Annotated in this window: 11 protein-coding genes, 1 riboswitch and 1 other annotated feature; all 11 genes read left to right on the forward strand. The window is 35.3% G+C overall.

Annotated features, from left to right (window positions below; translation table 11 throughout):
- Positions 1-244 precede the first annotated feature (244 nt).
- The 11 genes from G8Y85_RS12040 (at position 245) to G8Y85_RS12090 (ending at position 15256) form a co-directional block, all read left to right on the forward strand.
- Positions 245-949 (forward strand): response regulator transcription factor, encoded by a 705-nt coding sequence (locus G8Y85_RS12040; protein WP_037565516.1) that lies wholly within the window; start codon positions 245-247, stop codon positions 947-949.
- A complete protein-coding gene (pnpS, locus tag G8Y85_RS12045; protein WP_060551227.1) occupies positions 950-2650 on the forward strand; it encodes a two-component system histidine kinase PnpS in 1701 nt (566 codons plus the stop codon). It abuts the gene before it with no gap.
- A 120-nt stretch (positions 2651-2770) separates the two neighbouring features.
- Positions 2771-5398 (forward strand): DNA polymerase I, encoded by a 2628-nt coding sequence (gene polA, locus G8Y85_RS12050; protein WP_165805920.1) that lies wholly within the window; start codon positions 2771-2773, stop codon positions 5396-5398.
- 15 nt (positions 5399-5413) lie between these two features.
- Positions 5414-6286, forward strand: a complete 873-nt coding sequence (gene mutM, locus G8Y85_RS12055; protein ID WP_103345301.1) for a bifunctional DNA-formamidopyrimidine glycosylase/DNA-(apurinic or apyrimidinic site) lyase — start codon at positions 5414-5416, stop codon at positions 6284-6286.
- Between the two features lie 16 nt (positions 6287-6302).
- The gene (gene coaE / locus G8Y85_RS12060; RefSeq protein ID WP_060551224.1) at positions 6303-6911 is read left to right on the forward strand and encodes a dephospho-CoA kinase; all 609 of its coding nucleotides are present in this window, start codon (positions 6303-6305) and stop codon (positions 6909-6911) included.
- A 317-nt stretch (positions 6912-7228) separates the two neighbouring features.
- Positions 7229-8239 (forward strand): glyceraldehyde-3-phosphate dehydrogenase, encoded by a 1011-nt coding sequence (locus tag G8Y85_RS12065; protein WP_060551223.1) that lies wholly within the window; start codon positions 7229-7231, stop codon positions 8237-8239.
- 166 nt (positions 8240-8405) lie between these two features.
- On the forward strand, positions 8406-8873 hold the full coding sequence (gene nrdR / locus G8Y85_RS12070; RefSeq protein ID WP_037565510.1) for a transcriptional regulator NrdR: 468 nt from the start codon (positions 8406-8408) through the stop codon (positions 8871-8873).
- Between the two features lies 1 nt (position 8874).
- Entirely contained in the window at positions 8875-10242 is a 1368-nt protein-coding gene (locus G8Y85_RS12075; protein ID WP_165805921.1) for a replicative helicase loading/DNA remodeling protein DnaB, read from the forward strand.
- Positions 10239-11162: a primosomal protein DnaI gene (gene dnaI / locus G8Y85_RS12080; RefSeq protein WP_060551221.1), complete on the forward strand. Its 924-nt coding sequence runs from the start codon at positions 10239-10241 to the stop codon at positions 11160-11162. Before G8Y85_RS12075 ends, dnaI begins: the two co-directional genes overlap by 4 nt.
- Before the next feature lie 292 nt (positions 11163-11454).
- Positions 11455-13392, forward strand: coding sequence for a threonine--tRNA ligase (thrS, locus tag G8Y85_RS12085; protein ID WP_107368643.1), 1938 nt, complete (start codon positions 11455-11457; stop codon positions 13390-13392).
- A 54-nt stretch (positions 13393-13446) separates the two neighbouring features.
- Positions 13447-13621: riboswitch (Lysine riboswitch) on the forward strand.
- A 120-nt stretch (positions 13622-13741) separates the two neighbouring features.
- A complete protein-coding gene (locus G8Y85_RS12090) occupies positions 13742-15256 on the forward strand; it encodes an amino acid permease (RefSeq protein WP_165805922.1) in 1515 nt (504 codons plus the stop codon).
- 34 nt (positions 15257-15290) lie between these two features.
- Positions 15291-15424 (forward strand) — a sequence feature (ribosomal protein L20 leader region).
- Positions 15425-15434 lie beyond the last annotated feature (10 nt).

Below are 15434 nucleotides of genomic sequence, written 5' to 3' on the forward strand. Positions count from 1 at the left end.
TTTTTATGTAAATCACGGTATATTTTTATTTAATATGACATTTACACATTTACTTCATGTGCTAAAAATTCACTTAAAAACGATACACTTTTGAACTTTAAGGGTATAAGCTAATGGAATACAGATGAACATTTTGATTTTTGTTAAGGTATTATGAATATATTGTAAAGTTACTTAATAACATATTATTTTTAAGTACATTTTAAGTTATAATGAACTTAATCATTCATAGGAGGTACGTTTAATGGTGCAAAGAGTGCTCGTAGTAGATGATGAACAATCGATTGTCACACTACTTAAATACAATCTTGAACAAGCAGGGTATATTGTAGAAATCGCTCAAGACGGCGAGGAAGCAATTGAAAAAGAAAAAGAAACAAAACCTGACTTAATCGTATTAGATGTGATGTTACCTAAAAAAGATGGTATCGAAGTATGTAAAACGATTCGTTCTGATAAAAATCAAGTCCCAATATTAATGTTAACAGCTAAAGATGATGAGTTTGATCGCGTTTTAGGTTTGGAATTGGGTGCTGATGACTACATGACAAAACCTTTCTCACCTAGAGAAGTCGTGGCGAGAGTTAAAGCGATTTTACGCCGTTCTTCTCAATTTGAAACAACCCGCGCTGATGAAGAAGATGAAGATATCGTGATTGGTCCTATTCGTATTAGACCAGATTATTTTGAAGTTTATCGTAATGATGAACTCTTAGAATTAACCCCAAAAGAGTTTGAACTATTATTGTATCTTGTAGAACGTCAAGGGCGTGTGATTACAAGAGAACATATGTTAAATTCGGTATGGAATTATGAGTTTGCAGGTGACTCACGTATTGTTGATGTTCATATCAGTCATTTACGTGATAAATTAGAAGAAAACCCAAAACAACCGCAGTTCATTAAAACTGTAAGAGGTTTAGGTTACAAATTGGAGCGTCCAAAATAGATGATAAAGTTTTATCACAAGTTATTAATTATACTTACAACAATCACTGTTGTAAGTTTTCTTATATTAGGCTTTATTGTTCATAATTCTATATACACGATTTCTGTGGATCATCAAAAACGTGAATTACTCAAACAATCTAAACATATCATTCAACGCTATCAAGCGCACCAATCATCGCGTATTCAAGATATAGCTGAAACATATCAAGCTAATATTCACATTATCACTAATGGTAAAACTGAAACACTTCATACTGAAAAAGATTTTACTATCGAAAATAGAAAAGATGAGCTTTTGAGGCAATTGCATTCTGAAAATCCTGTTTATATCCTTGATGGAAAATCCGGTGAATATTTGTATGGTGTCAAACATCAACAAACAATACTGTTAATGAGTGGGAAATATGATGCGGTCTATGATTTACAAATGCAATTCTGGAAGTACTTAATATTGATTGGTATTGTTATTATGGCATTGATTTTCTTTACAGTTCGCTATATTAACCGCACTTATATACAACCGATTAATGAGGTTTCTTATGCCGCTTCTTTATTAACGCAAGGGAATTATAAAGTGCGTGTTCCTGAAAGCAGTGTCAAAGAAACACGTGAACTCTATGTAACAATTAATGTACTTGCAAGACGTTTAGAGCGTTTAAATAGTGAGCAAAAAATTCAGCGTAATCGCCTAGTGACTACATTAGAAAATATACCGAGTGCTGTACTAATGATTGATAAGCATGGAAATATCGTAGTTGCCAATAAAACATTTTATGAGATTTTTAACGAGACGAAAAATGTTGAACATCAAAACTATGAAAAGTTTTTACATCCGACTTTAAAAAAACTCGTTGTAGAAGGTTTTCGTACTGAAAAACCCGTGTATGATCAAGTGGAGCTACAATTAAGTTTAATACATCAAAAGTTTTTTGATACGTCATGCGTACCTATTTTGACTAGAACAAAGAAACGATTACAAGGGATGGTTATTGTTTTACATGATATTACACAATTGAAAAAACTCGAAAATTTAAGACGTGACTTTGTTGCAAATGTTTCGCATGAATTAAAAACACCGATCACGTCGATGAAAGGGTTCACTGAAACACTTTTAGATGGTGCTAAAAATGATGAGGCATCATTAGATATGTTTTTAAATATCATGTTAAAAGAATCTAATCGCATTCAATCGCTCGTTAATGATTTGCTGGATTTATCGAAAATTGAACAAAATACGGCATTAGATAAACATCCTATTAACCTATCTCAAGTTGCGAACAATGCTTTAGACTTAATTCAACCTTTAGCGAGCGAAAAAAACATTGATTTAATTGATGAAATCGATGAGCATATCACTGCACTAGCGGATGAAACAAAGATGTCTCAGGTTATCGTAAACTTATTATCAAATGCAGTGAATTATTCTCCGCCAGACAAAACGATTACTTTACGTGTGTATCAAAATGATAAACATAAAGTGATTGAAGTTATAGATGAAGGTATAGGTATAGCAGAAGAGGAAACTGTGCGTATTTTCGAACGATTTTATCGAGTTGATAAAGCGCGCAGTCGTGAATCAGGTGGCACGGGTCTTGGGCTTTCTATCACGAAACATATTGTGGAAGGGTATCAAGGTAAAATTGAGGTTGAAAGTGAAATAGGTAAAGGGTCCACTTTTAGAGTGCAATTACCTGAATAAAGTGATATTGCGATACAGGTTTGGTTTTAACCAAGTCTGTATCGTTTTCTTTTAGTGCCGCAATGGGTATTTAGTATGTGATGTGATAAAATAAATGCAAAGTAGCTAGGAGGGACCCATGTGGAAAAGTTAGTGTTAATTGATGGTAACAGTTTAAGCTTTAGAGCATTTTATGCGTTACCCTTATTACAAAATAAAGCTGGTATTCACACGAATGCAATTTATGGCTTTGCACGTTTATTAGAAAAAATTATCAAAGAAGAATCACCCACACATTTTCTAGTTGCATTTGATGCTGGGAAAACAACATTTCGACACGAGACTTATCAAAATTATAAAGGTGGCAGACAAAAAACACCTCCAGAATTAAGTGAACAGTTCCCTTATATTCGCCAACTGTTGGACGCTTATCAAATCAAGCGGTATGAATTAGAACAATATGAAGCCGATGATATTATTGGGACACTTAGTCGTGAAGCGGATCAAAAAGGGTTAGAAACCATCATCATTACAGGAGACCGTGATTTAACACAATTGGCCACTGATAACGTGACAATTTATTATACAAAAAAAGGTGTCACAGATGTAGATCATTATACACCGGCATTTATCGCAGAACAGTATGGCGGTCTTGTTCCTGATCAAATACGTGATTTGAAAGGTTTAATGGGTGATACATCAGATAATATTCCAGGTGTTGCTGGTGTTGGTGAAAAAACAGCACTAAAATTGTTACATCAATTTAAAACTGTTGAAGGTGTGTATGACAATATAGAACAAGTCAGTGGGAAAAAGTTGAAAGAAAAATTAGCTAATAGCCAAGCGGATGCATTAATGAGTAAACAATTAGCTACTATAAATTGCGACAGTCCCATCTCTGTTACGATAGAAGATACAAAACGTCCGACAACAATAGATGAGACAGAAAAAATTGAGCTGTTTAAAACATTGGAATTTCGCCAATTATTAAAAGATATTGATATTAAAGCAGATACATCATCAGTTCAAAAATCATATCAAATCTCCTCAGATTTTAAAGGAATTCAATTTGATGCTTTAGATGCAGCGATAGTTCATATTGAAATTGATGGAGACAATTATATCAAAAATAATATTTTAAAATTTGGTTTGAAAACAGACAATGACTATATTGTTGTGGACGCACATCAGATTAAGGAGATTGAACCTTTAGTTGCGTGGCTTGAAGATGAAAAAACGTGTAAATATGTGTTTGATGCTAAGAAAACATATGTCGCGTGTAAGCGTTTAGGCATACGCATTCAAAACATAGTTTTTGATACGATGCTTGCAAGCTATTTAATTGATCCATCGCAAACAATTGAGGATGTAGCTTCCGTTTCATCTCTATATGAAGGGACATTTGTTCAGGATCGTGTTGCTATTTATGGAAAAGGAAAATCTTATCTTATCCCCGATGACCAACCGTTAGCCGAACATATTGCATCAATTTTAGATGCAATTGAAATCATGTATCCAATGATGCAACAAAAATTGGATGCGCATGAACAAATGACTTTATTAACGGATATTGAACTTCCTTTAGCTTTAATTTTGGGTGAAATGGAGTTTACTGGTATTTACACAGATGTGACGACGCTACAAACTATGGAAGCTGATATTCAATCGAAATTGGATACACTGATTAAAGATATTCATAAAGTAGCGGGTGAAACATTTAATATTAACTCTCCGAAACAACTTGGTGTTATCTTATTTGAAAAGTTACAATTGCCTGTTATTAAAAAAACTAAAACAGGGTATTCCACAGCAGTTGATGTATTAGAAAAATTGCAAGGTGAGCACGACATTATTGATTTAATTCTTCAGTACCGTACGCTTTCTAAGCTACAATCGACTTATGTAGAAGGCTTACAAAAAGTGATTTCTGAAGATGGCCGTATTCATACGCGCTTTAATCAAACGTTAGCTCAAACGGGTCGTTTATCTTCTGTGGATCCTAACTTGCAAAATATACCAATTCGTATTGAAGAAGGGCGCAAAATTCGTAAAGCATTCAAATCAACAGATGAAAATAGTGTAATTTTAGCAGCAGACTATTCACAAATCGAGTTACGTGTACTTGCACATATTACTAAAGATCGTACCCTTCAAGATGCTTTTATTAATAATGAAGATATCCATACGACGACTGCTATGAAAGTGTTTAATGTTGATGCTTCCGAAGTAACTGCTCTAATGCGTCGTCAAGCGAAAGCAGTTAACTTTGGTATCGTGTATGGAATTAGCGATTATGGTTTAAGCCAAAGTCTAGGTATTACACGTAAAGCAGCTAAACAGTTTATAGATGACTATTTAAATCACTTTCCTGGTGTAAAGACTTATATGGAAGAAATTGTTCAAGATGCGAAACAAGATGGTTATGTAGAAACATTGTTAAAACGTCGTCGATATATTCCTGATATAACGAGTCGTAACTTTAATAAACGTGGTTTTGCTGAACGCACAGCTATGAATTCCCCAATTCAAGGTAGCGCGGCTGACATTATCAAATGTGCGATGGTTAAGTTAGATGAAGCGATGAAACATTCTGATTTTAAAGCTAAGATGTTATTACAAGTACACGATGAGTTGATTTTTGAATTACCTAAAGATGAAGTTGAAACATTTAGTAAGTTTGTAGAAGACATTATGATTCATGCATTAGAATTAGATGTACCGCTTCAAGTAGATTCAGATTATGGGAAAACGTGGTACGATGCAAAATAGAAAGTAGGGAACACATTGCCAGAATTACCAGAAGTTGAACATGTAAAACGTGGCATTCAACCGCTCATTGAAGGTGCAAGCATTGAAAAGATTACCTTTTCCGATAGTGTCATTTTAGGTAAACAACAAGGTAAAGACACCATTATAAAGGGCATAAGTTTAGAGGCGTTTCAACAGTTTAGTGTTAGTTATACTATTCAACATGTATATCGCCGAAGCAAATATATTCTTTTTGATTTGGTAAACGATTCTGATCAACGTACATTAGTATCTCACTTAGGCATGGCTGGTGGCTTTTTTGTAGTCAAACATATTGAGGATATTAACATTGCAAACTATCGAAAGCATTGGCACGTTATATTTCATTTAGATAACGATTGGTTACTTGTTTATTCAGATATTAGACGGTTTGGTGAAATTAGAAATGTTAAATGTTTAGAGGAATACCCTTCTCTATTAGAAATTGCACCTGAACCATTTGATATCGATGCGTTATCGCATTATTTAGCTCAATATGAAGTTAATCGTTATAAAAAAATGCCGATAAAACGTATGATTTTAGAACATCGCGTCATTGCTGGGTGTGGGAATATATATGCGTGTGAAGCGTTATTTGATGCTAAAATCAATCCACATCGTTTAGCACAAGATTTATCACATGATGAGCGCATAAACGTTTTTAAAAGTGTTGTAAAAGTTCTAGAAATGGGTATTTTACATGGAGGAACAAGTATCTCTGATTACGTTCACGCAGATGGTCAACGTGGAACGATGCAAAATAATTTAAAAGTATATAAACAGAAAATGTGTGAAGAATGTAAAAGTGCGATTGATACAGCGATTATTGGCGGTCGTAATACACACTATTGTAAAAATTGTCAAAAATAAGGGAAGAAGGTATGTTATGTCAAAAGTCATTGGTTTAACGGGTGGAATTGCCACTGGTAAATCCACTGTGGCAGAACTTTTGAAAGCGCACGGCTTTAAAATAGTAGATGCTGATGTCGCGTCTCGAAAAGCAGTTGAAAAAGGGTCTGAAGGCTTGTCACAAGTCCGAGCAGAATTTGGTGAGGAAGCCATTGATGACAATGGAGAAATGAATCGCCATTATATCGGACAACAAGTGTTCTATGATGATGTAAAACGTGAAAAATTAAATGCTATTATTCATCCTATTGTGAGAACGTTAATGGAAAAGGAAAGAGATCAATATCTTGCTGAAGGTTATGATGTTGTCATGGATATTCCTTTACTATATGAAAATGGTCTTGAAAATACAGTGGATGAAGTATGGTTAGTTTATACATCTCCTAGCATTCAAATAGACCGTTTAATGGAACGTAACCAATTATCAATTGAAGATGCCAAAGCACGCATTTATAGTCAAATTTCAATTGATAAAAAGAGTCGTATGGCTGATGTAGTAATTGATAATTTTGGCACAAAACTTGAACTTAAACAAAATTTAGAGGAAGTTTTAGCTGAAAAGGGTTATCTTAAAAGTGTTGAATAAAGTGAAATAAAATGGGGTGGACCAATTTTAAGGTTCACCCCATTTTTTATAAATTCAGGTGGATGCGAATGAAAGATGTAGGATTGAGTTTACAGGTAGCTAATGCGCCATGTAACCTCTAAATTTATGATTCATCATATATCACTACATAGGTTAATGTGACACATTAATATCCCAAAGGCACTATACACGGATTGTAAAAATATACAAATGACATTTTATAAGTAAAATTTATCAACGCAAACGGTTTCATTTTTGATTAATTATGATATACTCTTAAATATAAGTATAACACATTAACAAGGAGTGCTTTTTTCATGACGACAAAGATTGCGATAAACGGTTTAGGTCGTATCGGCCGTATGGTTTTAAGAATTGCATTAAACAGAGAGGATATTGAGGTAGTTGCGATTAACGCGAGTTATCCACCAGAGACCATTGCACATCTTATTAAATATGATACAACGCACGGACGTTTCAACAAAGAAGTACAACCTATAGAAAATGGTATTAGTGTGGATGGTAAAGAAATTAAATTAGTTTCTGATCGTAACCCAGAAAATTTACCTTGGAAAGCTTTAGGTATTGATGTAGTTATTGAAGCGACAGGTAAATTTAACCACGGTGATAAGGCGGATGCTCATATTAGAGCAGGTGCAAAAAAAGTATTGTTAACAGGTCCATCAAAAGGTGGACACGTGCAAACGATTGTTAAAGGTGTAAATGACAGTGATTTAGATGTTGATACATATGACATCTTTAGTAATGCGTCATGTACGACAAATTGTTTAGCACCTGTTGCAAAATTGTTAAATGATACGTTCGGTATTGAAAACGGCCTAATGACTACAGTACATGCCGTAACAAATGATCAAAACAATTTAGATAATCCACATAAAGATTTACGTCGTGCACGTGCAGCATTTGAAAGTATTATTCCAACATCTACTGGCGCAGCAAAAGCACTCGCACTAGTGTTGCCAGAACTTGAAGGGAAACTACACGGAATGGCATTACGCGTGCCAACTAAAAATGTGTCGCTCGTTGATTTAGTTGTAGATTTAAAACAACCTGTAACTAAAGAAGAAGTGAACCAATTATTTAGAGATCATCAACTTGGTGGTGTAATTGATATTGTGGATGAACCCCTTGTATCAGATGACTTTAAAACAGATAGCCACTCTGCAATTATCGATGCGCAATCAACTATCGTGATGGGTGAAAATAAAGTAAAAGTACTTGCTTGGTATGATAACGAATGGGGTTACTCTACACGTGTTGTAGATGTCTTACAACAAATTGCGAAAGCGATTAAAGTGACAGCATAAGTTGTAAATTGCTAATATATAGATTGGTTTAACAAAAAATAGTATATTTTTCTCGATTAGGGTCAAGGTAAAATGTTTACCTTGGCTCTTTTTAATCACTGTACTTTTGCTATTAAATCAGTTTGTAGTATAATGAAACAAAATTATTGAAGAAGGTGAAAAAGTCGTGAAATGCCCTAAATGTCAACACACGCACGCTCGTGTTGTGGATTCGAGACATGTAGATGACCTAAATGCAATTAGAAGAAGACGTGAATGTGAACATTGTGGAACACGTTTCACTACTTTTGAACACATTGAGATGAGTCCGCTCATTGTTGTTAAAAAAGATGGAACAAGAGAGCAATTCAATCGTGAAAAAATTTTAAACGGTTTGGTTCGATCATGCGAAAAACGACCAGTACGTTTTCAAAAACTAGAGGAAATTACAAATCAAGTGGAATGGAAATTGAGAGATTCAGGTATGGCAGAAATTTCATCGAGAGATATTGGAGAACATGTGATGGATTTATTAATAGATGTAGACCAGGTTTCTTATGTGCGTTTTGCATCCGTGTACCGTGAATTTAAAGATGTAGATCAATTGCTTAAATCCATGCAAGGTATTATTAAAGATAACAGGCGGAGTGAATAATATGGTATCGATGTATCCGAATCAATTACAAGCACATGATGGTTTTGCCGTCGTGCGCGCATATTTTTATCACCAACGTCACCAAGAAGTACTTCATCGACTTTTTATACCACTGATTGGTGCTGATGCTGTTAGTTATTATCAATATTTAGAACAATTTGCCTCAAGTACTTTTGATGACGGTTACACACATTATACGATTATGTCTGAGTTGAAAATTAACTTATTAAAATTCCGAGAAAAATTAGATTTATTAGAGGGAATTGGTTTGTTAAAGACCTATGTACGTCACACAAAACAAACTACACAATTCGTTTATGAACTCGTTGCACCACCATCGCCTTATAAATTTTTTAATGACCCGATGTTGTCTGTTTATTTTTATCAAGTTGTTGGCCAATCACGTTTTCATGAAATTAAACGGTATTTTATTCCAAATGAGATGGATTTAAAGGGTTTTACCGAAGTAACTAAAAAATTTACAGATGTTTTTAAAGTACCACAACAGTCACATCGACCGAATGCAGGTGCATTAAATGAACAAAGTTATAATGGTGTCGATTTATCTGATGTTTATTTTGATTTTGACTTATTAAAAGATATGCTTCAAACGCATTATGTAAGTAGTGAAGTGATTAGTGAACCGAATAAAACAACGATTATTCAGTTGGCTACATTATATCGATTATCCCCTGACATGATGAAAACAGCGATATTAAAATCGTTAAATAGCGATCAAACATTATCTTTATCAACTTTACGTAAAACAGCGCAAGATTATTATTTGATTGAAAACCAACAAGAATTACCTGCACTTACGCCTTCAAATTCAGGTGAAACGACGAACGCTATCCAAAATCCTTTAAAAGCTGACGTTTCCAATTGGGATGAGTGGTATGAAATGATGGACAATACAAGTCCTATTGTGATGCTCACATCGTGGGGTGACGCAGAACCGACCCCGCAACAAAAAGCAATGATAGAAGATTTAATCACGCGCGAGAAGTTAAGCTTCGGTGCGATTAATGTTTTATTGCAATATGTCTTACTAACGAAAGATCAAAATTTACCTAAAAATTACGTGCTTTCAGTAGCGTCAAGTTGGAAAAAACAACAGGTGACAGACGCGAGATCCGCACATGAACTCGCACAAAAGATAAAAGAGAAACAATCACAACATTATTCAAAACCACGTGCTTCACAATACCGTAATAAACAACATTTACAATCACTCGAAAAAACACCAAGGTGGCTTACACATCCTGAAGAATTTGAGTTGAAAAAAGAAGACGAAGCGCATCTTGAAAAGGAAAAACAAGCCTTTTTAAATAAATTAAAAAACAAAAAACGGGCAGGTGAAAAAGAATGAAATCATTTAGTCACATTATAGGGTCGAATGATGCCTTCGAAAAACGTATTGCTAAAATTAAACGCGATGTTTTACAAGATCCAGATGTCAAGCAGTTTATAGACGCGCACCAACATGAAATCACAAATCACATGATAGATGTAGACTTAAATATACTTCAAGAATATAAAGATCAACAAAAGCAATGTGATGATGATCATTCCTTCGAAAACTGTCCAAACTTTGTGAAAGGGCATATTCCACAATTATATATCGAAAATAATCGCATCAAAATCAAATATACGCCATGCCCATGTAAAATTAAGCATGATGAGGCGAAGTATTATAGTAGCATGATTACTTCATTTCATATGCACCCTGAAACATTAAATGCGAAAATTAAAGATATTTATATGAATCGAAGAAATCGTTTAGAACTGGCGATGCGCTTAGACGATATGATTGATCAAATTATTGCGAAAACACCCACTAAAGGTTTATATCTTTATGGTGAATTTGGGACAGGGAAGTCATTTATATTAGGTGCCATTGCTAATGAATTGAAAAGTAATCGAGTGCCTTCTACAATCATCTATGTGCCTGAATTTATTCGTACACTCAAAAATGGTTTTAAAGATGGCTCGACGGACCGACGTGTTAAAGAAGTGAGAGAAGCCCGTGTTCTGTTTTTAGATGATATTGGCGCAGAAGAAATTTCACCATGGGTTCGAGATGAAGTGTTAGGACCTATTTTACATTACCGTATGATTCAAGAATTACCAACGTTTTTCAGCTCGAATTTAAATTTAGACGAACTCGAACACCATCTATCTGTAACGCGTGGTGGCACTGAAGTAACGAAGGCCGCTCGGATTATGGAACGTGTTAAAACTTTAGCAGAGCCTTATCGATTAGAAGGGGAAAATTATAGAAAACGTTGAAAATTTATAAAAAAGCGCTATAATGGAAATAACTAAATGACGACAAAAAATAGAGGATACGATGTTGTACAGCCTATTATACAGAGAGCTACCGTTTGATGAGAGTGTAGTTAATAGTGTATCGCATTACTCCCTCAGTATGACATTTGTAATGAATGTCCGGCTCAAGACCGTTATCTTAAGTAGAGTTTGCATATTTTTATGCAGTACTAGGGTGGTACCACGATGACCTCGTCCCTATTTAGGGATGGGGTCTTTTTATTTTAGTCGTTAAAATTTAAGGAGGATGCATATGTCACAAATAATGATTCGCTTTCCAGATGGAAATGAAAAAAGTTTTGAAAAAGGGATTACAACAGAAGAAATTGCTCAATCGATCAGTCCTGGGCTACGTAAAAAAGCAGTTGCAGGTAAATTTAATCATCAATTAGTCGATCTTACACGTCCTTTAGAAGAAGATGGTGATATTGAAATTATTACACCGGGAAGTGATGAGGCATTAGAAGTATTACGGCACTCTACTGCTCATCTTATGGCACAAGCATTGAAACGTTTATATGGCGATGTAAAGTTTGGTGTGGGCCCTGTGATTGATGGCGGCTTCTATTATGATTTTGATATGGATGACAAAGTTTCAAGTGATGATTTTGAAAAAATTGAAAAAACAATGAAACAAATCGTTAATGAAAATCATCCGGTGACACATCGTGTAGTTAGTCGAAACGAAGCGAAAGCATTCTTTAATGATGACCCTTACAAATTAGAATTAATCGAGGCGATTCCAGAAGATGAAAATGTAACGCTCTATACTCAAGGTGAGTTTACAGATTTATGTCGCGGTGTACATGTCCCATCTACAGCTAAAATTAAAGAATTTAAATTGTTATCTACTGCTGGCGCATATTGGCGCGGAGATAGTAATAATAAAATGTTGCAACGTATTTATGGAACAGCGTTCTTTGATAAGAAAGATTTAAAAGCACACTTGAAAATGCTTGAAGAACGTAAAGAGCGTGATCACAGACGTATCGGTAAAGATTTAGAGCTCTTCACTAACAATCAATTAGTAGGAGCAGGGTTACCATTATGGTTACCAAATGGTGCAACAATTCGCCGTGAGATTGAACGCTACATCGTAGATAAAGAAGTAAGTTTAGGTTATGACCATGTCTATACACCTGTCATGGCGAATGTAAATTTATACAAAACATCTGGACATTGGGATCATTATCAAGAAGACATGTTTCCAGTGATGCAACTTGATGAGGATGAAGCAATGGTACTTCGTCCGATGAACTGTCCACATCATATGATGATTTATGCAAATAAACCACATTCATACCGCGAATTGCCGATTCGTATTGCTGAATTAGGTACTATGCATCGTTATGAAGCGAGTGGCGCGGTATCAGGACTACAGCGTGTACGCGGCATGACGTTAAATGATGCCCATATCTTTGTGCGACCTGATCAAATTAAAGATGAATTCAAGCGCACAGTGAACATGATTATTGATGTATATAAAGACTTCGGTTTTGAAGATTATCGCTTTAGATTAAGCTATCGCGATCCTGAAGATAAAGAAAAATACTTTGATGATGATGACATGTGGAATAAAGCGGAATCGATGTTAAAAGAAGCGGTGGATGAACTGGGTCTTTCCTATGAAGAAGCTATAGGTGAAGCGGCATTCTATGGTCCTAAATTAGACGTTCAAGTGAAAACGGCAATGGGTAAAGAGGAAACGTTGTCTACAGTACAACTTGATTTCTTATTACCTGAGCGTTTTGATTTAAATTACATCGGTAAAGATGGTGAACAACATCGTCCAGTTGTTATTCACCGCGGAGTCGTTTCTACAATGGAACGTTTTGTTGCATTTTTAACAGAAGAAACAAAAGGGGTTTTCCCAACTTGGTTAGCACCGCAACAAGTTGAAATCATTCCAGTCAATGTTGAGTTGCATTATGATTATGCGAGACAACTTCAAGATGAACTCAAATCACAAGGTGTCCGCGTTCATATTGATGACCGTAATGAAAAGATGGGCTATAAAATCCGTGAAGCACAAATGAAAAAAATTCCTTATCAGCTTGTAGTAGGTGATAAAGAAGTTGAAAATCATGAAGTTAACGTACGTAAATATGGCTCTAAAGATCAAGAAACAGTTGAAAAAGACACGTTTATTTGGAATTTAGTGGACGAAATCCGTTTAAAAAAGAAAAGATAACTTGTCTTTCAGTAAACTTTAAGCTATAGTAGATACAAATCAAAAATTTAATAAAATTTAGTTAGAGGTTGCGTCTTTAATGAGTCGTTTGTCAGAAGTCGAATGGAACATATGTTGCACAAATTAAAGGTAAAGACGCCGAAATAAAAGTTCATCCATCAACAACTTTTATTGGGCTGGTATTCGAATAGGAACCAGACTGTCACAATAGTGGTGTGCTATCTATGTTGAAATATATAACAAAGGTTGCATCCTCGATGTAACCTTTGTTTCTTTTTACACAAATAAACACAATGATCATCATGTAACATTTGCACCTACCTCTAAGTAAAGGGAAAGGATAGGTTTTATGAGTCAAAGTAATTTGGGAAATGAAAACACGGTTCAAAGACACCTTAAAGATCGTCATATTTCGATGATCGCGATCGGTGGTGCGATTGGAACAGGACTATTTATGACATCTGGTGGCGCGATTGCAGATGCGGGTCCATTAGGGGCATTACTAGGATATGCGATTATCGGCGTGATGGTATTTTTCTTGATGACATCTTTAGGAGAGATGGCTACGTACTTGCCTGTATCTGGATCATTTAGTACGTATGCGACACGGTTTGTAGATCCTTCATTAGGATTTGCCCTTGGATGGAACTACTGGTTTAACTGGGTTATTACAGTTGCTGCAGACGTCACAATCGCTGCGCAAGTCATTCAATATTGGCAACCGCTACAGTTTCTACCAGCATGGGCGTGGAGTTGCTTGTTCATGTGTATCATCTTTAGCTTGAATGCTTTATCTGTTAAAGTGTATGGCGAAAGTGAATATTGGTTTGCATTTATTAAAGTGGCAACGGTCATTATTTTCATTATTGTAGGTCTTCTTACGATTGTGGGTATTATGGGTGGCCAAGCTGTTGGATTTGATACATTCACTAAAGGTGATGGTCCAATTTTAGGTGGTAGCTTTGGTGGCAGTCTATTAGCTGTTTTTGGTGTATTCTTAATTGCTGGTTTCTCTTTCCAAGGTACAGAACTTGTAGGGATTACAGCTGGAGAATCTGAAAATCCTCAACGTGCTGTGCCGAAAGCCATTAAACAAGTTTTTTGGCGTATTTTACTTTTCTACATTTTTGCTATTTTTATCATCGGTATGTTGATTCCATACGATAACCCTGCATTAATGGGCGGTGGTAATGATATCGCTACATCACCATTTACATTAGTTTTTAAAAATGCTGGTTTAGCCTTTGCGGCATCGTTTATGAATGCGGTGATTTTAACCTCTGTATTGTCAGCAGGTAACTCAGGTATGTATGCAAGTACGCGTATGTTGTACTCTATGAGTAAAGATGGACTCGCAGCACGCATTTTCGGTCATACAAATAAGAATGGGACACCAATTATCTCAATGCTTGCAACCGCTGCAATCGTTATTTTAATATTTATCGTGCAACAAGTTAGTGGTAACGCGTATGAGTATATTGTTGCGGCAAGTGGTTTAACTGGATTTATCGCATGGGTTGGTATCGCCGTCAGTCATTATCGTTTTAGAAAAGCATTTGATGCACAAAATTATGATAAAGACAAATTGGTTTACAAAGCGAAATTGTTCCCATTCGGTCCAATACTTGCAGGTGTTTTATGTATCGTTGTCATCATTGGTCAAGACGTTGATTTTATTCAAAGTGGTAACTTTGATTTCAATCGTTTCCTTATCACATATATGGGTATTCCGGTATTTTTAGGGTTTTTCTTATATCACAAATTTAGATATAAAACGAAATTAATACCTTTAAATGATGTGAACTTAGATCCTTCTATTTCAACGAAAGAAAAAACTTTCAGAAACATGTTGACTAATTCGTAACAACTTGGTATAGTTAATTCTGTTGATTACGAAACGGACCAAGTAGAAGCACCCGCTTCTCACCTGTAGCGACGCATCAAGCAGTTGGCAGGTAAACGATAAACATGTAGAAAACGTTCATGTTATTGAAGAAGCGGGGACATTTTATGTCCTCGCTTCTTTTTGTACTTGGACCATT

It is taken from the genome of Staphylococcus sp. 11007852, assembly GCF_011394325.1.
Classification (GTDB): domain Bacteria; phylum Bacillota; class Bacilli; order Staphylococcales; family Staphylococcaceae; genus Staphylococcus; species Staphylococcus agnetis.

Coding starts and splice junctions, on each gene's coding strand:
- G8Y85_RS12040 (WP_037565516.1), top strand. CDS start 245: ATGGTGCAAAGAGTGCTCGTAGTAGATGATGAACAATCGATTGTCACA.
- pnpS (WP_060551227.1), top strand. CDS start 950: ATGATAAAGTTTTATCACAAGTTATTAATTATACTTACAACAATCACT.
- coaE (WP_060551224.1), top strand. CDS start 6,303: ATGTCAAAAGTCATTGGTTTAACGGGTGGAATTGCCACTGGTAAATCC.
- G8Y85_RS12065 (WP_060551223.1), top strand. CDS start 7,229: ATGACGACAAAGATTGCGATAAACGGTTTAGGTCGTATCGGCCGTATG.
- G8Y85_RS12075 (WP_165805921.1), top strand. CDS start 8,875: ATGGTATCGATGTATCCGAATCAATTACAAGCACATGATGGTTTTGCC.
- dnaI (WP_060551221.1), top strand. CDS start 10,239: ATGAAATCATTTAGTCACATTATAGGGTCGAATGATGCCTTCGAAAAA.
- thrS (WP_107368643.1), top strand. CDS start 11,455: ATGTCACAAATAATGATTCGCTTTCCAGATGGAAATGAAAAAAGTTTT.
- G8Y85_RS12090 (WP_165805922.1), top strand. CDS start 13,742: ATGAGTCAAAGTAATTTGGGAAATGAAAACACGGTTCAAAGACACCTT.